Genomic DNA, 16,867 nt, shown 5'->3' with positions numbered 1-16,867 from the left:
TTATCTCCATAAATGAGGTTTAATTTTATATAATTGAAAATATATATAATCAGAAGGAAAAGGAGCGAGCGAGATGATATTACATAAGGGGGAAGTCTTGTTCCGCCAAGGAGACAGCTGTGATTTTTTATTTAAGGTAAAAAGCGGGCTGTTCAAGGTCACAAGACTTCATGAGAATGGGAACATGGTGTTATTCAACATCCTGTATCCCGGTGAGATGGTTCCCCATCATTCACTCATTTCGCCAAAGGAGGCGCATGGAACGGCAGTTGCGATGATGAAGAGCGAGGTGGAGGCAGTTCCATCAGCAGAATGGTATCAACAACTGCGGGATGATTCTGGTCAAGCGATGGAAATCGCCAGACTGCTTCAGGAGAAGGTGCGGTTTATGCAGACACGGCTGGATCATCTTACTGTAGGTACACCTGCAGAACGTATGGAATTGCTAACCCGCTGGTTTAATGACTACTCTCATGGCGCAGCGCTAACAGAGTTATTGACCCAGGAAGAAATAGGACAATTGATCGGTGTAAGACGTGAAACAATCAACCGTTTGCTGCGGAGTACAGAGTGATTCCTGCTTTTTTCTGGCAAACTGTTTAGAGTAGGGTGGCTCCGTGGTATAATGTAAACAGAACTTATCAAATTAGAGAAAGGATCAGGATACCATGTGTCCCCGAAGGACGATTCCCCAAAGGACGATTTGGAAACGTTATGATCTGTCTTATACTTAGCTTCCCTGTAGAAGGTGCGTAAACCGTTGTTACTTGACGAACCGCCTCTGCGAGGGGAAGGAGTATATATATGCGAAGGAGCAATACCTCCGGTTTTACCCGTCGTAGAGGTTGGTGGGACGTCTAGCCGCCATATACGATAAGGGGAGACCTGTATGAGGAACCACAATTACGGAGTGAATGTACTGCTCCGATTGACAGTCATTTTGTTTGGAACATTTTTGCTTGCATTTACTTATTATCACATCAATTTTCAGAATCATTTGTCAGAGGGCGGATTCGTAGGATTATCGCTGCTTGGCAAATACGTATTAGGAATTTCACCTTCGATTTCAACTCTGCTTCTAGACGTTCCAGTACTCTTGATAGCATGGATGTTCAAAGGGAAAGCGTTCGTGTGCAACACTTTTGTTTCTGTAGGAGCTTTTACAATCTTCTATGGTCTCATGGAACGTTATTCCGGTTTGGTCATCAACTTGCAGGACAATTTGGCATTAGCAGCTCTTTTGTCCGGCGTACTGACAGGTTTAGGAGCGGGAATTATCCTGCGGAGTGGCGGGGCTAGCGGTGGAGACGATATTTTGTCGCTGCTGGTTAGTGAATGGAAGGGAATCAAAGTAGGTACGGTATTCATCATGATGGATGTAATCGTTCTGGCACTATCACTCTTTTATATGCCTGTTAAAGAAACGATGTATACAGTGATGGCAGTAGTCGTAGCCGGCTATGTGATCACCTTTACAACCTCTTTAGGCAAACCAAAGCTAGTGAAGGCGCCAAAGATTCAATCTACACTGCGTAAACCGCATGATGGTACGGTAATGTGAAGAAGGCTGGTATAAACAGCTTATTCGGGGATATACTACATTTAAGGTCAGCCAGAGTTTCTGGTTGACTTTTTTTTGCTGGATATGACGTAATTTAAAGGGTGTAGTCTTTAGGGGCGTTGCTCGGACGTTTCGCTCATAACAAAAGGTGGCGTACAGTGAAAATCCTGTACGCCACCTTTTAGTTAACTTAAGACTCACTAGTGCTCGTAATTGAATCGTGCAGAAACATTTGCGGCCAGCTTGTCCTTTTATTTAGCCCACAGCATTCGTGATAGCTTCGCATTCGTCCGAGCAATGACCACTGTGCTGTGTTTCACAGTCCTCACAGCAAATATGCTGAAGATGACAAGCATCGTTAGCACAATTGATAAATTGGTCAGCTGGCTGACCGCAGTGATGGCATCGTCCGACAACGATATCCTCGTCGGTATGATTAATCTGTACGGAAATCCGCTCATCGAAGACATAACATTTTCCATCAAACAGTTGGCCCTGTACCTCAGGGTCTTTACCGTAAGTCACAATGCCGCCATCCAGCTGGTACACCTGTCCAAAACCTTCCTTCATCATAAACCCGCTTAATTTCTCGCAGCGGATCCCGCCTGTACAGTAGGTCAGGATTGGTTTATCCTTAAGGTCGCTCATATTCTCGCGAATCCAGTCCGGGAATTCTTTGAAGCTGTCTACTTCGGGGCGGATGGAGCCGCGGAAATGACCAAGATCGAATTCGTAACCGGTACGACCATCCAGAATCACCACATCGTCGCGCTGCATCATTTCATAGAAATCTTTAGGCGCCAGATGCTTTCCGGTAATCACGTTAGGGTCCAGTTCATCCTCGACCCGGAACGTCACGAGTTCTTTTTTATAACGAACGAAGATCTTTTTGAAGGCATGACCCTCAGCCTCATCGATCTTGAAGATGATGTCGCTAAACAGAGGGTTTGCGCGCAAATCCTTCATGTATTGCTCGGTTTGGGCAACCGTACCTGATAGTGTTCCGTTAATGCCTTCATCTGAGATGAGAATTCGTCCCTTTACATCAAGCTCTTTGCAGTAAGTCAAATGCTCCTGGGCGAATTGTTCTGCATCCGGCACTTTTACAAATTTATAGTATAGCAGAATTGCATATTCCGATTGTGGATTCATTCATTTCACCTTTATCATTAGAATTAGACTACTAAATAAACATTTAAGTATAAAAAGTATTGTAACATATTATCAAGTATTGACAAGAGATGTGGTACAGTAACCTGAAGAAAGCTGGAATAAATAACATTTTTCAGGGATACCGGATTAAGGTCAGCCAGAACCTCTGGTTGATTTTTTTGCTGAATATAGGCGGTTTTCATGGATAGTTAGGATTAGCGAAACCGTGAATCGCCACGCACGTATATATTTTCATTCATAAGTCACATGTTGACTTTAATTATAAGGAGGAACTGCGGGATGAGTGCTCATGAGATTGATTATGCCATTATGGGTGAGGAAATACAGTGTGTAGAGGTGCAGCTTGACCCAGGAGAGAGTGTAATTGCCGAAGCCGGGAGCTTCATGATGATGGATCAGGAAATAACAATGGAGACGATATTTGGCGACGGCAGCGGAGGCTCGCGTGGAAGTGGCTTGATGGGGAAGCTGATGGGCGCGGGCAAACGTCTGTTGACAGGTGAAAGCTTGTTTATGACCGTCTTTACACACAGTGGTTCTTATGGACGTAAAAGTGTCACCTTTGCTGCTCCGTACCCAGGCAAAATCATCCCGCTCGACCTGCAGCAATACGGTGGAAAAATCATCTGTCAAAAGGATTCATTCCTTTGCGCGGCAAAGGGCGTTTCAATCGGTATTGAATTTCAGCGTAAGCTGGGTACCGGCTTTTTTGGTGGTGAAGGTTTTATTATGCAAAAGCTGGAGGGTGACGGACTTTCATTTGTACACTCTGGCGGTTATGTTATGGAACGCACACTTCAACCGGGAGAGACGCTTAAGCTGGACACTGGCTGTCTAGTCGCTATGACGTCTTCGGTGGATTATAATATTGAGTTTGTAAAAGGGGTCAAAACCGCGCTGTTCGGCGGCGAAGGCCTGTTCTTCGCAACGTTGCGCGGACCCGGCAAGGTGTGGGTACAGTCGCTGCCATTCAGCCGAATGGCCGATCGCATCCTGTCCGCTGCCGGCAACAGCGGTCGGAAAGAAGAAGGAAGCGTACTTGGCGGACTCGGCAATTTGCTGGATGGTAGATAAGTCTGCGTGAGCGCATTGCACAGCGTGGAAGTAGAGGACAATGGAATGTTGAGTGAGCGTGCGAAGTGCTGAGTAGATGAGGCAGAGAGCGTGCGAAATGTGGAGTGAGCGTGGAAATGCTGAGCATATGAGGCAAAGAGCGTGCGAGATGTGGAGTGAGCGTGGAAATGCTGAGCATATGAAGCAAAGAGCGTGCGAAATATGGAGTGAGCGTGGAAATGCTGAGCATATGAAGCAGAGAGCGTGCGAAATGTGGAGTGAGCGTGGAAATGCTGAGCATATGAAGCAAAGAGCGTGCGAAATAAGGAACATACGAGGTATACAACATTACAAGAGGACGCGTCGTTTCAGCGGTGGCGCTATAGGGTGTGGTGAAACAAGGGTAGAAATGCCCTTGTTTTGCTGTAAAGGTTTAGTATCGCGTGAAAGAAGGGCAAAAATGCCTTTGATTTACTCGAATGAGCTAGTATCGCGCGAAAGAAGGGCAAAAGTGCCTTTGATTTGCACGTATTAGCTAGTGTGGTGCGAAAGAAGAGCAAAAGTGCCTTTGATTTGCACGGATTGGCTAGTGTGGTGCGAAAGAAGGGCAGAATTGCCTTTGATTTGCTCGAATGAGCTAGTTTGGTGCGAAAGTAGGGCGAAATTGCCTTTGATTTGCACGGATTGGCTAGGGTGGTGCGAAAGAAGGGCAGAATTGCCTTTGATTTGCTCGAATGAGCTAGTTTGGCGCGAAAGAAGGGCAAAAGTGCCTTTGATTTACTCGAATGAGCTAGTGTGGCGCGAAAGAAGGGCAAAAGTGCCTTTGATTTGCTCGAATGAGCTAGTGTGGCGCGAAAGAAGAGCAAAACTGCCTTTAATTTACTCGACACTGTTAAATGTACGGTATAAATCCCGCAGATAGAGCCGATGGAGCACATATAGCCAAATGTACGGTATAAATCCCGCAGATAGAGCCGATGGAGCACATATAGCCAAATGTACGGTATAAATCCCGTAGAATAGAGCCGATGGAGCACATATAGCCAAATGTACGGTATAAATCCCGTAGAATGGAGCCGATGGAGCATATATAGCCAAATGTACGGTATAAATCCCGTAGAATAGAGCCGATCGAGCGTATACGGTCAGATGTACGGTATAAATCCCGCAGAATGAAGCCGATCGAGCGTATACGGTCAGATGTACGGTATAAATCCCGTAGAATGGAGCCGATCGAGCGTATACGGTCAGATGTACGGTATAAATCCCGTAGAATGGAGCCGATGGAGCATATATAGCCAAATGTACGGTATAAATCCCGCAGAATGGAGCCGATGGAGCGTATACGGTCAGATGTACGCTATAAATCCCGCAGATGAGCTACTCCAACAAGCAATAAGTTACTTATGTTCGATAGGATATCACCGTTCGGCGTCTGCAATATCAACTTTACATTGTCCTCCACTACCGCTATCGCTACTACTGCTACCACCACCACTACCACTACCACTACTACACTATCACCACCACTCCTGTATCTTTAAACCAATTTATAGTTTGTTAGAGCCGTAATGAGCTATGCTCATTTACGGTTTTTTATGTTTTTGTAAGTAATGGTTGGCCGAAGTAGATGACCACTCAGGTACAATTGGGATAGTTTAATTGATAACTATATAATACCAGCTCATGAGTAGCTGGTTCAGTTATGATGTGTTCAACACTATTTCGTACTTTGGAGGAATGTATATTGCTAATGGACGTGGAATTTGGCAAGGAAATTGAGAGTGCTATTTGTTGGGCTAAGGAGCGGCTGGGGTCGCAGGAGTATCCGCTGCGTTGTCTTGCTTTTGTTGAAGATGCATATGAAAGAAGCAATGGGATCGAAATGTGGGGAGGCAGCGATGCACGCGAATCCGCAGAGCTGTACGATGCGCACAAGAATACCGGGGCTCCGCCAGCTGGCGCGTTTGTTTTTTATGCTTGCTCAGGGTTGGTGGACGGTGAGTTTAAGGATTGGGGGCATGTAGCTTTGGCCCTTGGGAATGGCGAGGCCATTCATACCTGGGATAAAGTTAGGATAGATCACTACATGGAAATTTGCCATCTGCAAGCTGCTCCGGGCTGGAGCCAACCAGAACTTATCGGCTGGGCACCTGTAGAGAGAGTTCTTGTCGGGATTCAGAAGAAACAATGGGACTAGTTGATATCCTTAAACCTAACTTATCCAAGAACCTAGAAGGTGCCGTAAACAGGTGCTTCATGGGTTCTTTTTTCTTCCTTCCGATTTGACTAACCCTATGCACGGTGTATATATTATTTGGCAGACCCCCTTATATTGTTAAGGCTGGACCGGAGGCATGATATGTTCAAAATATTTATTATAGAAGATGACCGTGGACTTGTGGCTTTGCTACAGGATTATTTACATAAGTTTGGATATGAAACGCAGGCGGTGAGTGATTTTGAGCGGGTCCGCACTCAGTTTGAGGCGTTCACGCCACATCTGGTACTCCTTGATGTTAATTTGCCAAAATACGATGGTTATTACTGGTGCCGCCAGATTCGCGGAATTTCAACCTGCCCTATTCTTTTTATATCTGCCCGCGATGGCAAAATGGACCAAGTAATGGCGCTGGAAAATGGAGCCGACGATTATATCACTAAGCCTTTTGATTACGAAATCGCGATGGCCAAAATCAAAAGTCAGCTGCGGCGCGCCTACGGCACCTATGCCGGTGGGAATAATGAACGCACACTAAACGTTGCCGGAATGACGCTGGATGTAGAGCGGCTAATCCTTACCCGAGGCGAAGCTAAAGTGGACTTAAGCCACACGGAAGCCAAGATACTAGATGAGCTAATGCAAAAATCAGGCGTCATCGTTACCCGGGACAGGCTGCTCGAAAAAATCTGGGATGATCAAGCCTTCGTGGATGAAAATACCTTAAATGTATATGTTACACGTGTACGCAAAAAACTTGCCGCTCTCGCTATCACAGATGGACTACAAACCGTGCGCGGTCAAGGCTATCGTTTGATTCCGAATTGGGGGGATGAGGAATGAAGTTGTTATTACGGGAACAGTTCCCCCTGATCGTGGTCTATCTAGCCCAGCTAGTCCTGATCACATTAGTGTATCGGCTGGATGGAGGCAGCGGTCTGAATGTAAGTTTATATGCCGCGCTGCTCAGCACTTGTCTACTGATTGGCTACCTCGCTTACCGTTACGTCACCAATCGCACGTTCTATGAACGTTTGGAGACTACGCCCTCCTCTCTCGATGAGGCAGGTGGCCCTACACAGGATTCTCCGCTAGCCGTAAGCTTGCGAGGTTTACTGGGGTCGCAATTCCGCCTCTACAAAAATGATTTGCACAGCTACCGCCACAAATTAGAAGAGCATATTCACTTTATTAATCAATGGGTACATGGCATGAAGACGCCGTTGTCTGTCATTCATCTGATCATTCAGGATAAGGATGGCCCTCCTTTTACGGCAATTGGTGATGAACTGGATCGTCTGAAAAAAGGACTGGATACCGTGCTTTATACGGCCCGTCTGGATACTTTCGAGCACGATTTTTATGTGGAACGGCTGAATTTGGAGACCATCGTACGTGGTGTGACCTCTGAGCAGAAGCGTCTTTTTATTCGAAAAAGAGTATTTCCAGCTATACAAATAGATGAGCAGATTACCGTAACCACGGATGAAAAATGGCTCACTTTTGTCCTTACGCAGCTGATTACGAACGCTGTACGTTATACGACAGAAGAGGGCAAACATGTTTATTTCCAAGGGATGGTCACGGAAGATAAGCAGACTGTGCTTGAGATCCGGGATGAAGGAGTAGGCATACCAGCAGGAGATCTGCCGCGCGTGTTCGATGCTTATTTTACCGGGGTGAATGGACGAACCTTCCAGGAATCTACGGGGATGGGTTTATATCTCGTGAAGCAGATCTGCGGCAAGCTTGGACATGAGGTGAGTATCCGTTCCGAAGAAGGAAGCGGGACCACCGTGCGGATTGTATTTAGGGAGCAGCATATAACAAACCTTACAAATGTGTAAGGGCATTGTAAGTTTCAGAAATAGCAGCCTATGTGTACACTTTGTATAATGAAGGCAATCCAGTCGAAAGAAGGAGAGGTAACACTTGCCCATTCTAGATGTTCATAATTTATCAAAAATATATGAGGGTAAAGTGTCCACTCAGGCGCTGAATCATATCCGCTTTTCTGTAGAAAAGGGGGAGTTTGTTGGCATAATGGGTCCATCCGGGAGCGGGAAAACAACGCTGCTCAACACGATTGCCACCATCGACCAACCGACCTCCGGTCAGATTCTGATCAACGGCCGAGATCCTAATCTGCTTAGCAGAAAAGAAAAGGCGCTTTTTCGCCGTCATGAGCTAGGCTTCGTCTTTCAGCATTTTAATCTACTGGATACGCTCACTGTAGAGGAAAACATCGTATTACCTTTGACGCTTGCAGGTGCTCGTGTCCCAGAGATGGAGAGCAGGCTGAAAGAGGTCACTACCTTGCTTGGCATCGAATATTTGCTGAAGAAGCGCACGTACGAGGTCTCAGGCGGACAAATGCAGCGGGCGGCTATCGCCCGGGCGATGATTCATCGTCCATCGTTAATTTTGGCGGATGAGCCCACAGGCAATCTGGACTCCAAAGCCTCAGGGGAAGTCATGAATATGTTGACAGAGGTGAATAAGGAAGAAGGAGCTACGGTGCTGATGGTCACACATGACGCAGTGGCTGCAAGCTTTTGCAACCGGGTCATCTTTATTAAAGACGGACGTTTCTATAGTGAAATGTACAAGGGCAGTAATAGAGGCGCTTTCTTCCAAAGTATTATTGATATGCTGTCTCTGCTTGGGGGAACCAGCCATGACCTTTCGGCAATTCGCTTATAGGAATGTAACACGTAATAAACGCAAATATGCCGCTTATTTTGTCGTCAGTGCTTTTTCGGTGATGATCTTTTTCGTGTGCGCTTTGTTTATTTACCATCCGGATATTTCAAAGAGCTTAATTTATAGTACGGCGGCTCATACGATGATGGTGGCAGAGGCAATTATTTATGTCTTTTGTTCTTTGTTCGTACTCGTATCCGTTGGATCCTTCCTGCAGTCGCGCAAGATGGAGTTCGGAATTTTATTGATGCATGGAATGACGAAGAGACAGCTGAACACCATGGTTTTTCTGGAAAATATGATGATCGGCACCTCTGCCATCCTGACAGGTACCCTTCTCGGGTTACTTCTGGGCAAATTATTTTTGATGATCGGATCCACTTTTTTGGGAATTCCCCTGTTAACCTTTCATCTCCCATGGCAGGCACTTGTGCTTACGATTTGCAGCTTCGTGTTATTGTTTTTTCTGATATCGCTTTGCACCTTTGTTTTTATAGGCAATGAGTCACTGATGCGTCTGTTTCAGGGAGAGCGTAAGGCAGAAGAAGAACCCAAAGTATCCTTTGTATTATCTATTATTTCTGCTGTACTGCTGATCAGTGGTTATTATATGGCGGCTACTGCAAAAGCTGCTTCCGTAGAGAAAGTCATGTTTCCGGTCGTTGCGATTACGGTTATCGGGACGTATCTCTTTTATACCCAGCTAAGTATTTGTTTGGTTAAGCTGCTTAAGGACATTCGGCGCTTGTATTGGCATCGTACGAATATCATCACTTTATCCGGTTTGTCCTACCGCTGGAAAGAGAATGGCCGAATGTTTTTTATGGTGACGATTGTATCCGCAGTCTCCTTCACTTCCGTAGGGGTATTTGCATCGATACATACACTTTCCAGAGAACTGAAATTGGATTATCCCGCAGCAGTGGGTTATGTAGCCAAAGGAAATCAGGCGGATGTACCCTTTGATCAGCATCTGAACGAAATTAAGGAAGAGCTCAAGACGCACGAACTCCCTTATGAAGCGCTTAGTATCCCGATTAAATATGCTGAGGTTGAAGCTCAGACTGGACCCGATCGCACTTTACGCCTTCCCTTGATTGCTTTCAGTGATTATAATCTCGCCCTGCAACGTGCAGGGTTCCCAACAGATGAGCGTGCTCTGGTGGGCAACGAAGGTCTGGTGATGATTGGTTCACAGCGGGATCGCAGTTTAACAGAAGGCAGAGTAAAAGCGGTCTATTCCTTGCAGCAAGGACTTGCCATTAAAGAAATAGGTTATACCGAGCAAGTTCCCATCGCCGAATATTTATTGCCGGAGCTGGATGGTAGAGATGGCGGGGATTTTAGTGGTGTCGTGATTAGTGATGAGCTCTACAGCGCTATTGATCCCGTGCAGACGGATCTTTATACAGGTTTTTATGTAGAGGATTTTCCACAGACGGTAGGTATCGCTGCTGATCTTGCCCATAAAGGCAAACAGTCCTATGAAAGTGATTCTCCGTATGCGATTGTGATCAGCGGCACGCTGTTTGAGCTTCAGAAAACATTGTATAACACAATGCTTTTTGCTTCCTTGCTGGTGGGTACTGTCTTTTTTATCGCGGCAGGCAGCTTTCTTTACTTCCGGTTATATACCGATCTTGATCATGATCGCAATCAATATTCCACTTTGTCCAAGATGGGACTTACGGATAAAGAACTCAATCGAATAGTTACGATTCAGCTGTCTTTGTTGTTTTTTGTGCCGGTCGGAATAGCTATTTTACACAGTGTGTTTGCCTTTATTGCGCTTCAACGGTTGTTCTACTTATCTATCGCAACGGAGACAGGCGCGGTGTTACTCGGATATTTGGCTGTTCAAGGACTATACTTCTTTTTTATTCGCAGCCGCTATTTACGCAACCTGAAGAAGAACTTGATATGAGAAATGGGGGTAACAAGATGCAAGCATGGATTACAGATTTTATGGAGCAGTTTGGTTACTTCGGTATTTTTCTGATGCTGGCCTTTGAAAATATATTTCCACCAATTCCTTCAGAAGTGATCCTGCCCTTTGGAGGATTTATGACGACTACGACGAGCTTGACGATCCCTGGTGTAATCATTGCTGCCACGGCTGGTTCACTACTGGGTGCAGTAATTCTCTATTATATTGGCCGATTATTGGATGTGAGCCGGTTAGAGAAACTGGTTGAACGCTGGGGTAGCCTAATTAGGGTCAGTAAAAAAGATATCCACAAGGCTGACGCCTGGTTTGATAAATATGGCTACTGGACTGTATTGTTTTGTCGGATGGTTCCGCTGGTCCGCAGTCTGATTTCGATTCCGGCGGGAATGTCGGGCATGAAATTTGGAGTATTTATGATCTTCACAACGATTGGCACATTGGGATGGAATTTGCTGCTTGTGCTTATTGGCGCGGTATTGGGCGAATCCTGGGAAGACATTGCCGTGTACATGGATGTGTACTCCAATGTAGTCTATGTACTAATTGCTGGCGGATTAGTTATTCTTGGGTTTCTGTACTTCCGCAAACGCAGCCGGAGAATGAACACTGAGGGCTAAGCGGGTAGTGGACTGATAATAGAAATGACTATTAAAAAGGAGGGAAACACATGGAGCTATTAACGATTATTAAAGCCATTATTTTGGGGCTTGTTGAAGGTTTAACCGAATTTGCTCCAGTATCCTCCACGGGTCATATGATTATTGTTGATGATATGTGGCTGAAATCACAGGAGTTATTTGGACAATATACAGCAAATACCTTCAAAGTAGTTATTCAACTGGGTTCAATATTAGCGGTTGTTGTGATCTTTAGAAATCGGTTCATTGATTTGTTAGGCTTAAAGCGTTTCAGCCGTAAGCAGTTGGATCCTGTAACAGAGGAGCTACCGCAGTTGGAGCAGGGCGGGCATCTCAAGCTGACTCAGGTTCTGGTAGGGTTAGTGCCTGCAGGTGTGTTAGGTGTTCTGTTTAATGATTATATTGATGAGCATTTATTCTCTACCTCAACAGTGTTAATTGGTCTAGTGATTGGGGCTATATTAATGATTATTGCCGATCTGTTTGGGCCGAAGAAGATCAGAACTGAGAGTGTAGATCAGATTACATACAAACAGGCACTTGGTGTAGGTCTTGTACAGTGTTTTTCGTTATGGCCTGGATTTTCACGCTCGGGCTCGACGATTTCTGGTGGAGTACTCCTCGGGATGAGCCATCGTGCCGCTGCTGATTTTACGTTTATTATGGCAGTACCCATCATGGCAGGTGCCAGTCTGTTGTCACTGATGAAAAACTGGCAATATTTCACCATGGACGCGTTGCCGTTTTTTATTGCAGGCTTTATTAGTGCCTTCCTATTTGCGCTGTTATCGATGCGTTTCTTCTTAAAACTGATCAATCGTATCAAGCTCTTACCGTTTGCTATATACCGTATAATTCTTGCTGCTGTAGTATATTTCGTATTTTTCTAAGTCCGTTATAAGGAATCGATATAACAGAAGCCCCAGTAATCTATTGCAGATTGCTGGGGCTTTCACGTATGATGACATCAGATTAAGACACTCAAATGATGAATGATATCGGAGACAGGTGCTGACCGGAAAATAGTAATTCGGTAGGCTTAATAGGGAAATTCGGTTCGAAGCCGATGCGGTCCCGCCACTGTAACGGAAGAATCTCGAGCAACAGAGGTCACTGGCAATTTACTACTGCTGGGAAGACTGCTCAAGATGTTGACGCCGCTAGCCAGGAGACCTGCCTGTTTCAACAGCACTGCTTCACCTACGGAAGATAGGGAGGTGTTAGACGTTAACCATGGGTATATCATGGGCGTCTTTCCCTTTGACTTTTTTAGGGAAGGGCGCTCTTTTTTATAGGAAAGCAAGTAGCTTTGGAGTTTGAAATAAGAGATGGAAGAGGGAGTGTATCGAGATGACGAATAAAGTAAAAGTAAGCAATCTTGGATATCCGAGAATCGGAAAGAACCGCGAGTGGAAAAAGTCACTGGAAGCCTACTGGCAGGGGAAAATAAATGAAGAGCAATTCCGCTCCGAAATGGCAGCAATTCAGCTGCAGCATTTGAAGACCCAGCAAGAGGCAGGAATTGAGCTTATTCCGGTGAATGATTTTACTTTTTATGACCATGTGTTGGATACGGCTGTTATGTTTGGAATTGTACCTCCACGGTACACGTATGATGGCGGCGACATCGGGCTTGATCTTTATTTTGCAATGGCCCGTGGTAATGCTGAGGCTACTGCCTGTGAGATGACCAAATGGTTTAATACGAACTATCACTATATCGTTCCAGAGATCGGCACACAAACACCACGCTTGACTGAAAATAAACCTCTAGCGGCTTATCGTTTTGCTAAATCGCAGGCAGGGATTGAAGGTAAACCGGTACTTTTAGGTCTGTATACCTTCCTTAAGCTGTCCAAAGGTTACGCAGCGGCAGATATCGCCAAGATTGCTGCACGTTTTGTTCCAGTCTATGTTCAACTGCTACAGGAACTGAAGCAAGAAGGGGTAAGCTGGGTACAAATCGATGAGCCAGCGATTGTTACAGGCATAAGTAAAGAAGAATTAACACTGCTTAACTCGATATACACAGAAATTGCCGGCTCCGTGCCGGGCTTGAATATTATTTTACAGACGTATTTCGAAGCTGCTGAACCGTTGGAGGCACTGCTAGAGTTGCCTGTTCAAGGCTTGGGTCTTGACTTTGTGCACGATGGTGGAGCGAATCTGGCTTCTATCGAACGTCTTGGCTGGCCGAAGGACAAATGGCTGGGTGCCGGAATTATTGATGGACGGAACATCTGGCGTTCCGATTTAGACGCTAAGCTGCAACTGGTAGAAAAGCTCAGCGTTCATGTGCCGCTTGATCGTCTTATTCTTCAGCCTTCTTGCAGTCTGCTGCATGTCCCAGTCACCGTTCAAGGTGAGGTGAAGCAGAAGGCGACAGTTAAGAATGCGTTAGCTTTTGCCGATGAGAAGCTTGCAGAGCTTAGTTTGCTCGGAGCAGCCCTCGCAGATAAAGGAGAAGCTTCTAAAGCAGCGCTGGCCGCTAGTCGTGAAGCTATTGCAGCATTCCGCGCACTACCTGAGCGTGGCCGTAAGGATGTGGCGGAGCAAGTGCTTGCACTTGCAGCTTTGCCGGACCAACGCAGTTTGCCTTTTGCTGAACGCTTAAAGGTGCAGCAAGAGAAATGGCAGCTTCCACTTCTGCCAACCACTACAATTGGTAGCTTCCCGCAGACAGTAGAAGTGCGTCAGGCGAGATTGAAATGGCGTAAAGGGGTCTGGAATCAGGAGCGTTATGATGGATTTGTTCGTGAGCAGATCGCGGATGCAATTACCTTCCAAGAAAAGCTAGGTCTGGATGTTCTGGTCCACGGTGAGTTCGAGCGTACAGATATGGTGGAGTTTTTCGGAGAAAAGCTGGACGGATACTTGTTTACTAGTAATGGCTGGGTTCAATCCTACGGTTCCCGTTGCGTTAAGCCACCGGTGATCTACGCGGATGTTGCATTTATACAGCCTATGACTGTTAAAGAAAGTGTCTATGCACAATCGTTGACGAAGCTTCCGGTTAAAGGAATGTTGACGGGTCCTGTAACTATCCTCAATTGGTCATTTGTACGTGATGATCTCAGCCGGGAAGAGGTAGCCAATCAAATTGCTCTTGCCCTTCGCCATGAAGTAAAAGCGTTGGAAGATGCAGGCATCGAAATGATTCAAGTGGATGAGCCGGCTATACGTGAAGGACTTCCGCTTAAGGCAGAAGACCGTGAGCATTACCTGAACTGGGCAGTGAAGTCGTTCCGCGTTGCTACGAACCATGTGAAGGCTACGACACAAATTCATACGCATATGTGCTATAGCGAATTCAATGACATGATCGATTCCATATCGGCTATGGATGCTGATGTAATCTCCATTGAGACTTCACGTAGCCATGGGGAGCTGATTATCAGCTTTGAGGAGCAGGCCTATGATAAAGGAATCGGTCTTGGAGTGTATGACATCCATAGCCCGCGGGTTCCGGCTGTAGAAGAAATGACGGCGAATATCGATCGTGCGCTGCGGGTGCTGGACCCTGAACAGTTCTGGATTAATCCGGATTGCGGTCTGAAAACACGTGGCTGGCAGGAGACAGAGGATGCACTACGTAACATGGTAAGCGCTGCTGCTATTGCGAGGGAAAAGTCAGGGGTTATTGCATCAAAATAGACATAAATAAATTAGAGCCAGGGTAATTTACCCTGGCTTTTTAGTTCACTTATTTTTTTATAATCAGCTACTTGATAATAATTCTCAATCTTGTTAGAATGAAAAAGAAAAAGAAGGAACCGTGGAGGGTCCCTTCAGGCATTTACTTATTTACTTTCGAAAGTTTTGCAATCTGTTTCTTCTGCGCGTTTTGGTTCTTGGGAGCTGTGGAAAGCTACGAAGATCGATTCAGCGCTGCATTTGTTCTCTTCTGCCCAGTGGGTGCAGGAGTTAACTTCACAAACTACGTCTTTTGCCATGAGGGTTCACCTCCCCTTTTAGTAATTGATAGTATCATTCAATGAACGGCTCTGTTCAGCAAGGTGGAGCTTGTCTCAACAAAGCCGTGTCACGCCCTCATTCATTATGAATAGAGGGTATTTGGCTTTTTTTACTAGGTTAGACGTGGTAATTGTACCAAATAATGAGTTTGTAAGCAAATGAGTTCTTTAACTTTCGGGTCACCCTCCCACATCAAAAATATGTCCAATAAGAGCCGCAGAAATGCGGCTTTTTGTGTATTCAACAAGAAAAACCAAAAGAAATTTACCGAAATTCCATATTCCAGTGCAACCTTCCAAGTTTTGGGGCGTTATAGAAATGAGAGACGGAAGAGATCTGTACAGAACATGACATTCCGTAACGTTACAATGCTAGGGATAACCACTACACTTTTGGAGGAATGAGAATGCGCAAATGGGGTCTGCATTACTTATGTTTATTAATTCTTGCGGTGGTATTGGCAGGTTGTGGCTCGGGTGATAACAATTCGGCGGCAGACAAATTAGCTGGTGACGGCGGAAATACGAGTAATTCTGCTGCAGCAACCACTGAGCAATCTTCGAAAGCTACATTAGCGGATAAGAGCACCTCAGCAGAAGCTGAGACAGCAGCGGGAGGCAACGAAGCCCCAGTTGAAAAAGGTTTGACATCAGAGAACACGGATCAAGGGAACGCGGGATTCACGGGCAGTGATGTCGTGGAAGGATTGAACAAGAAGCTAATCTATCATGCCAATCTGACTATGGAAGTAGAAGATTACGGTAAAGCTCAGACTGAAATCCGCAACATGGTAACGATGGCTAAAGGATATATTATAGAGTTTAACGAAAACATGTCGCAATATGAGCAAGGAGGGACGTTTATCCTTAAGGTGCCTGCCTCCGGGTTCTCTCCTTTTCTGAATAATTTGGAAAAAGTAAAACACGAATCGCTACAGCGCAGTATTCAAGGTCAGGATGTCTCGGAGGAGTATGTTGATCTGGAGTCGCGTCTAAAGGCAAAGCAGTTAATGGAAGCTCAATACACAGAGTTTATGAAAAAAGCAACGAAATCAAGTGATCTGGTCGCCTTTGCAAACGAGCTTGGTTCGATTCAAGAAACGATTGAGCAGATCAAAGGCAGAATGCGATATATAGATCAGAACGTATCTTTTTCAACGGTAGAGCTTAGAGTGTACCAGACGGATGAGAGCTTAGCCGTGAAGGAAAAGGCAGAGCAAGGTCCATTGCTAGAACGGGCATCGGATGCTTTAAAAGGAAGCCTGAACGCACTATCTGTTATGTTTCAGTGGATTTTTGTAATTCTTGCAGGCGCATTGCCGATTCTAATCGGTGCGGGCATTATTTTAGCCATCGTTTGGTTTGCCCGCAAAAATATCCGTGCACGACGGGAGCAGCAGACCCAGCGGATACGGCAGGAAAATCGGGAACTGAACAAGGAGGTACTCCCTGGACCAGCAGAGCCAAAGGTGACAACCTCAATAAAGGATAAGAAAGCTAACGAGGACGAGAATAAAGAATAAGCTTCTATGAATTAAAAAGCCTCCAATTCATGGTATACCGTGAATTGGAGGCTTTTCTTTTCTGTAAGACAGT

The 16,867-nt window shown here is 45.6% G+C and carries 16 protein-coding genes and 1 riboswitch; of the genes, 12 read left to right on the top strand and 4 right to left on the bottom strand.

The window, feature by feature from the left end; all coding sequences use genetic code 11:
- Window positions 1–73: 73 nt before the first annotated feature.
- Both NST25_RS22365 and NST25_RS22360 read left to right on the top strand, forming a co-directional pair.
- On the top strand, window positions 74–574 hold the full coding sequence (locus tag NST25_RS22365; RefSeq protein ID WP_076134543.1) for a Crp/Fnr family transcriptional regulator: 501 nt from the start codon (window positions 74–76) through the stop codon (window positions 572–574).
- A gap of 315 nt (window positions 575–889) precedes the next feature.
- Window positions 890–1,561 (top strand): YitT family protein, encoded by a 672-nt coding sequence (locus NST25_RS22360; protein ID WP_076130250.1) that lies wholly within the window; start codon window positions 890–892, stop codon window positions 1,559–1,561.
- 255 nt (window positions 1,562–1,816) lie between these two features.
- On the opposite strand, the gene NST25_RS22355 is transcribed toward NST25_RS22360, so the two are convergent.
- A complete protein-coding gene (locus tag NST25_RS22355) occupies window positions 1,817–2,713 on the bottom strand; it encodes a rhodanese-related sulfurtransferase (RefSeq protein ID WP_340392504.1) in 897 nt (298 codons plus the stop codon).
- 300 nt (window positions 2,714–3,013) lie between these two features.
- On the opposite strand from NST25_RS22355, the gene NST25_RS22350 reads away from it, so the two are divergent.
- Window positions 3,014–3,808, top strand: coding sequence for a TIGR00266 family protein (locus NST25_RS22350; RefSeq protein ID WP_038572584.1), 795 nt, complete (start codon window positions 3,014–3,016; stop codon window positions 3,806–3,808).
- An 858-nt stretch (window positions 3,809–4,666) separates the two neighbouring features.
- On the opposite strand, the gene NST25_RS22345 is transcribed toward NST25_RS22350, so the two are convergent.
- Together NST25_RS22345 and NST25_RS22340 are read right to left on the bottom strand one after the other, a co-directional pair.
- Window positions 4,667–5,089 carry a hypothetical protein gene (locus tag NST25_RS22345; protein WP_340392503.1) on the bottom strand — a complete coding sequence of 141 codons (423 nt, stop codon included), beginning with the start codon at window positions 5,087–5,089 and terminating at the stop codon, window positions 4,667–4,669.
- Window positions 5,090–5,147: 58 nt separating this feature from the next.
- Window positions 5,148–5,297 (bottom strand): hypothetical protein, encoded by a 150-nt coding sequence (locus tag NST25_RS22340; RefSeq protein WP_340392502.1) that lies wholly within the window; start codon window positions 5,295–5,297, stop codon window positions 5,148–5,150.
- Between the two features lie 243 nt (window positions 5,298–5,540).
- Between NST25_RS22340 and NST25_RS22335 the strand changes: the two genes are divergently transcribed.
- From NST25_RS22335 to metE, 8 genes are all read left to right on the top strand, one after another.
- On the top strand, window positions 5,541–5,987 hold the full coding sequence (locus tag NST25_RS22335; RefSeq protein ID WP_340394452.1) for an NlpC/P60 family protein: 447 nt from the start codon (window positions 5,541–5,543) through the stop codon (window positions 5,985–5,987).
- 162 nt (window positions 5,988–6,149) lie between these two features.
- Window positions 6,150–6,851, top strand: coding sequence for a response regulator transcription factor (locus NST25_RS22330; RefSeq protein WP_038572574.1), 702 nt, complete (start codon window positions 6,150–6,152; stop codon window positions 6,849–6,851).
- Window positions 6,848–7,855, top strand: a complete 1,008-nt coding sequence (locus NST25_RS22325) for a sensor histidine kinase (protein WP_076130702.1) — start codon at window positions 6,848–6,850, stop codon at window positions 7,853–7,855. Before NST25_RS22330 ends, NST25_RS22325 begins: the two co-directional genes overlap by 4 nt.
- Before the next feature lie 85 nt (window positions 7,856–7,940).
- A complete protein-coding gene (locus NST25_RS22320) occupies window positions 7,941–8,711 on the top strand; it encodes an ABC transporter ATP-binding protein (RefSeq protein WP_076280509.1) in 771 nt (256 codons plus the stop codon).
- Entirely contained in the window at window positions 8,686–10,635 is a 1,950-nt protein-coding gene (locus NST25_RS22315; protein ID WP_076280508.1) for an FtsX-like permease family protein, read from the top strand. Before NST25_RS22320 ends, NST25_RS22315 begins: the two co-directional genes overlap by 26 nt.
- Window positions 10,636–10,652: 17 nt before the next feature.
- Entirely contained in the window at window positions 10,653–11,276 is a 624-nt protein-coding gene (locus NST25_RS22310) for a DedA family protein (protein WP_076281532.1), read from the top strand.
- A 50-nt stretch (window positions 11,277–11,326) separates the two neighbouring features.
- Entirely contained in the window at window positions 11,327–12,187 is an 861-nt protein-coding gene (locus NST25_RS22305) for an undecaprenyl-diphosphate phosphatase (RefSeq protein ID WP_076130699.1), read from the top strand.
- 99 nt (window positions 12,188–12,286) lie between these two features.
- Window positions 12,287–12,493: riboswitch (cobalamin riboswitch) on the top strand.
- A gap of 154 nt (window positions 12,494–12,647) precedes the next feature.
- Entirely contained in the window at window positions 12,648–14,951 is a 2,304-nt protein-coding gene (metE, locus tag NST25_RS22300; RefSeq protein WP_076281372.1) for a 5-methyltetrahydropteroyltriglutamate--homocysteine S-methyltransferase, read from the top strand.
- A 146-nt stretch (window positions 14,952–15,097) separates the two neighbouring features.
- On the opposite strand, the gene NST25_RS22295 is transcribed toward metE, so the two are convergent.
- Complete coding sequence (locus NST25_RS22295) at window positions 15,098–15,250, bottom strand: DUF1540 domain-containing protein (protein ID WP_076098619.1); 153 nt, start codon at window positions 15,248–15,250, stop codon at window positions 15,098–15,100.
- 428 nt (window positions 15,251–15,678) lie between these two features.
- Between NST25_RS22295 and NST25_RS22290 the strand changes: the two genes are divergently transcribed.
- Window positions 15,679–16,794, top strand: coding sequence for a DUF4349 domain-containing protein (locus NST25_RS22290; RefSeq protein ID WP_175619032.1), 1,116 nt, complete (start codon window positions 15,679–15,681; stop codon window positions 16,792–16,794).
- The last annotated feature ends 73 nt before the right edge of the window (window positions 16,795–16,867 follow it).

It is taken from the genome of Paenibacillus sp. FSL E2-0190 (assembly GCF_037992965.1).
GTDB lineage: Bacteria > Bacillota > Bacilli > Paenibacillales > Paenibacillaceae > Paenibacillus_AQ > Paenibacillus_AQ odorifer.
Note: the sequence above shows the minus strand (reverse complement) of the source record. Positions and strands in the feature narration are given on the sequence as shown.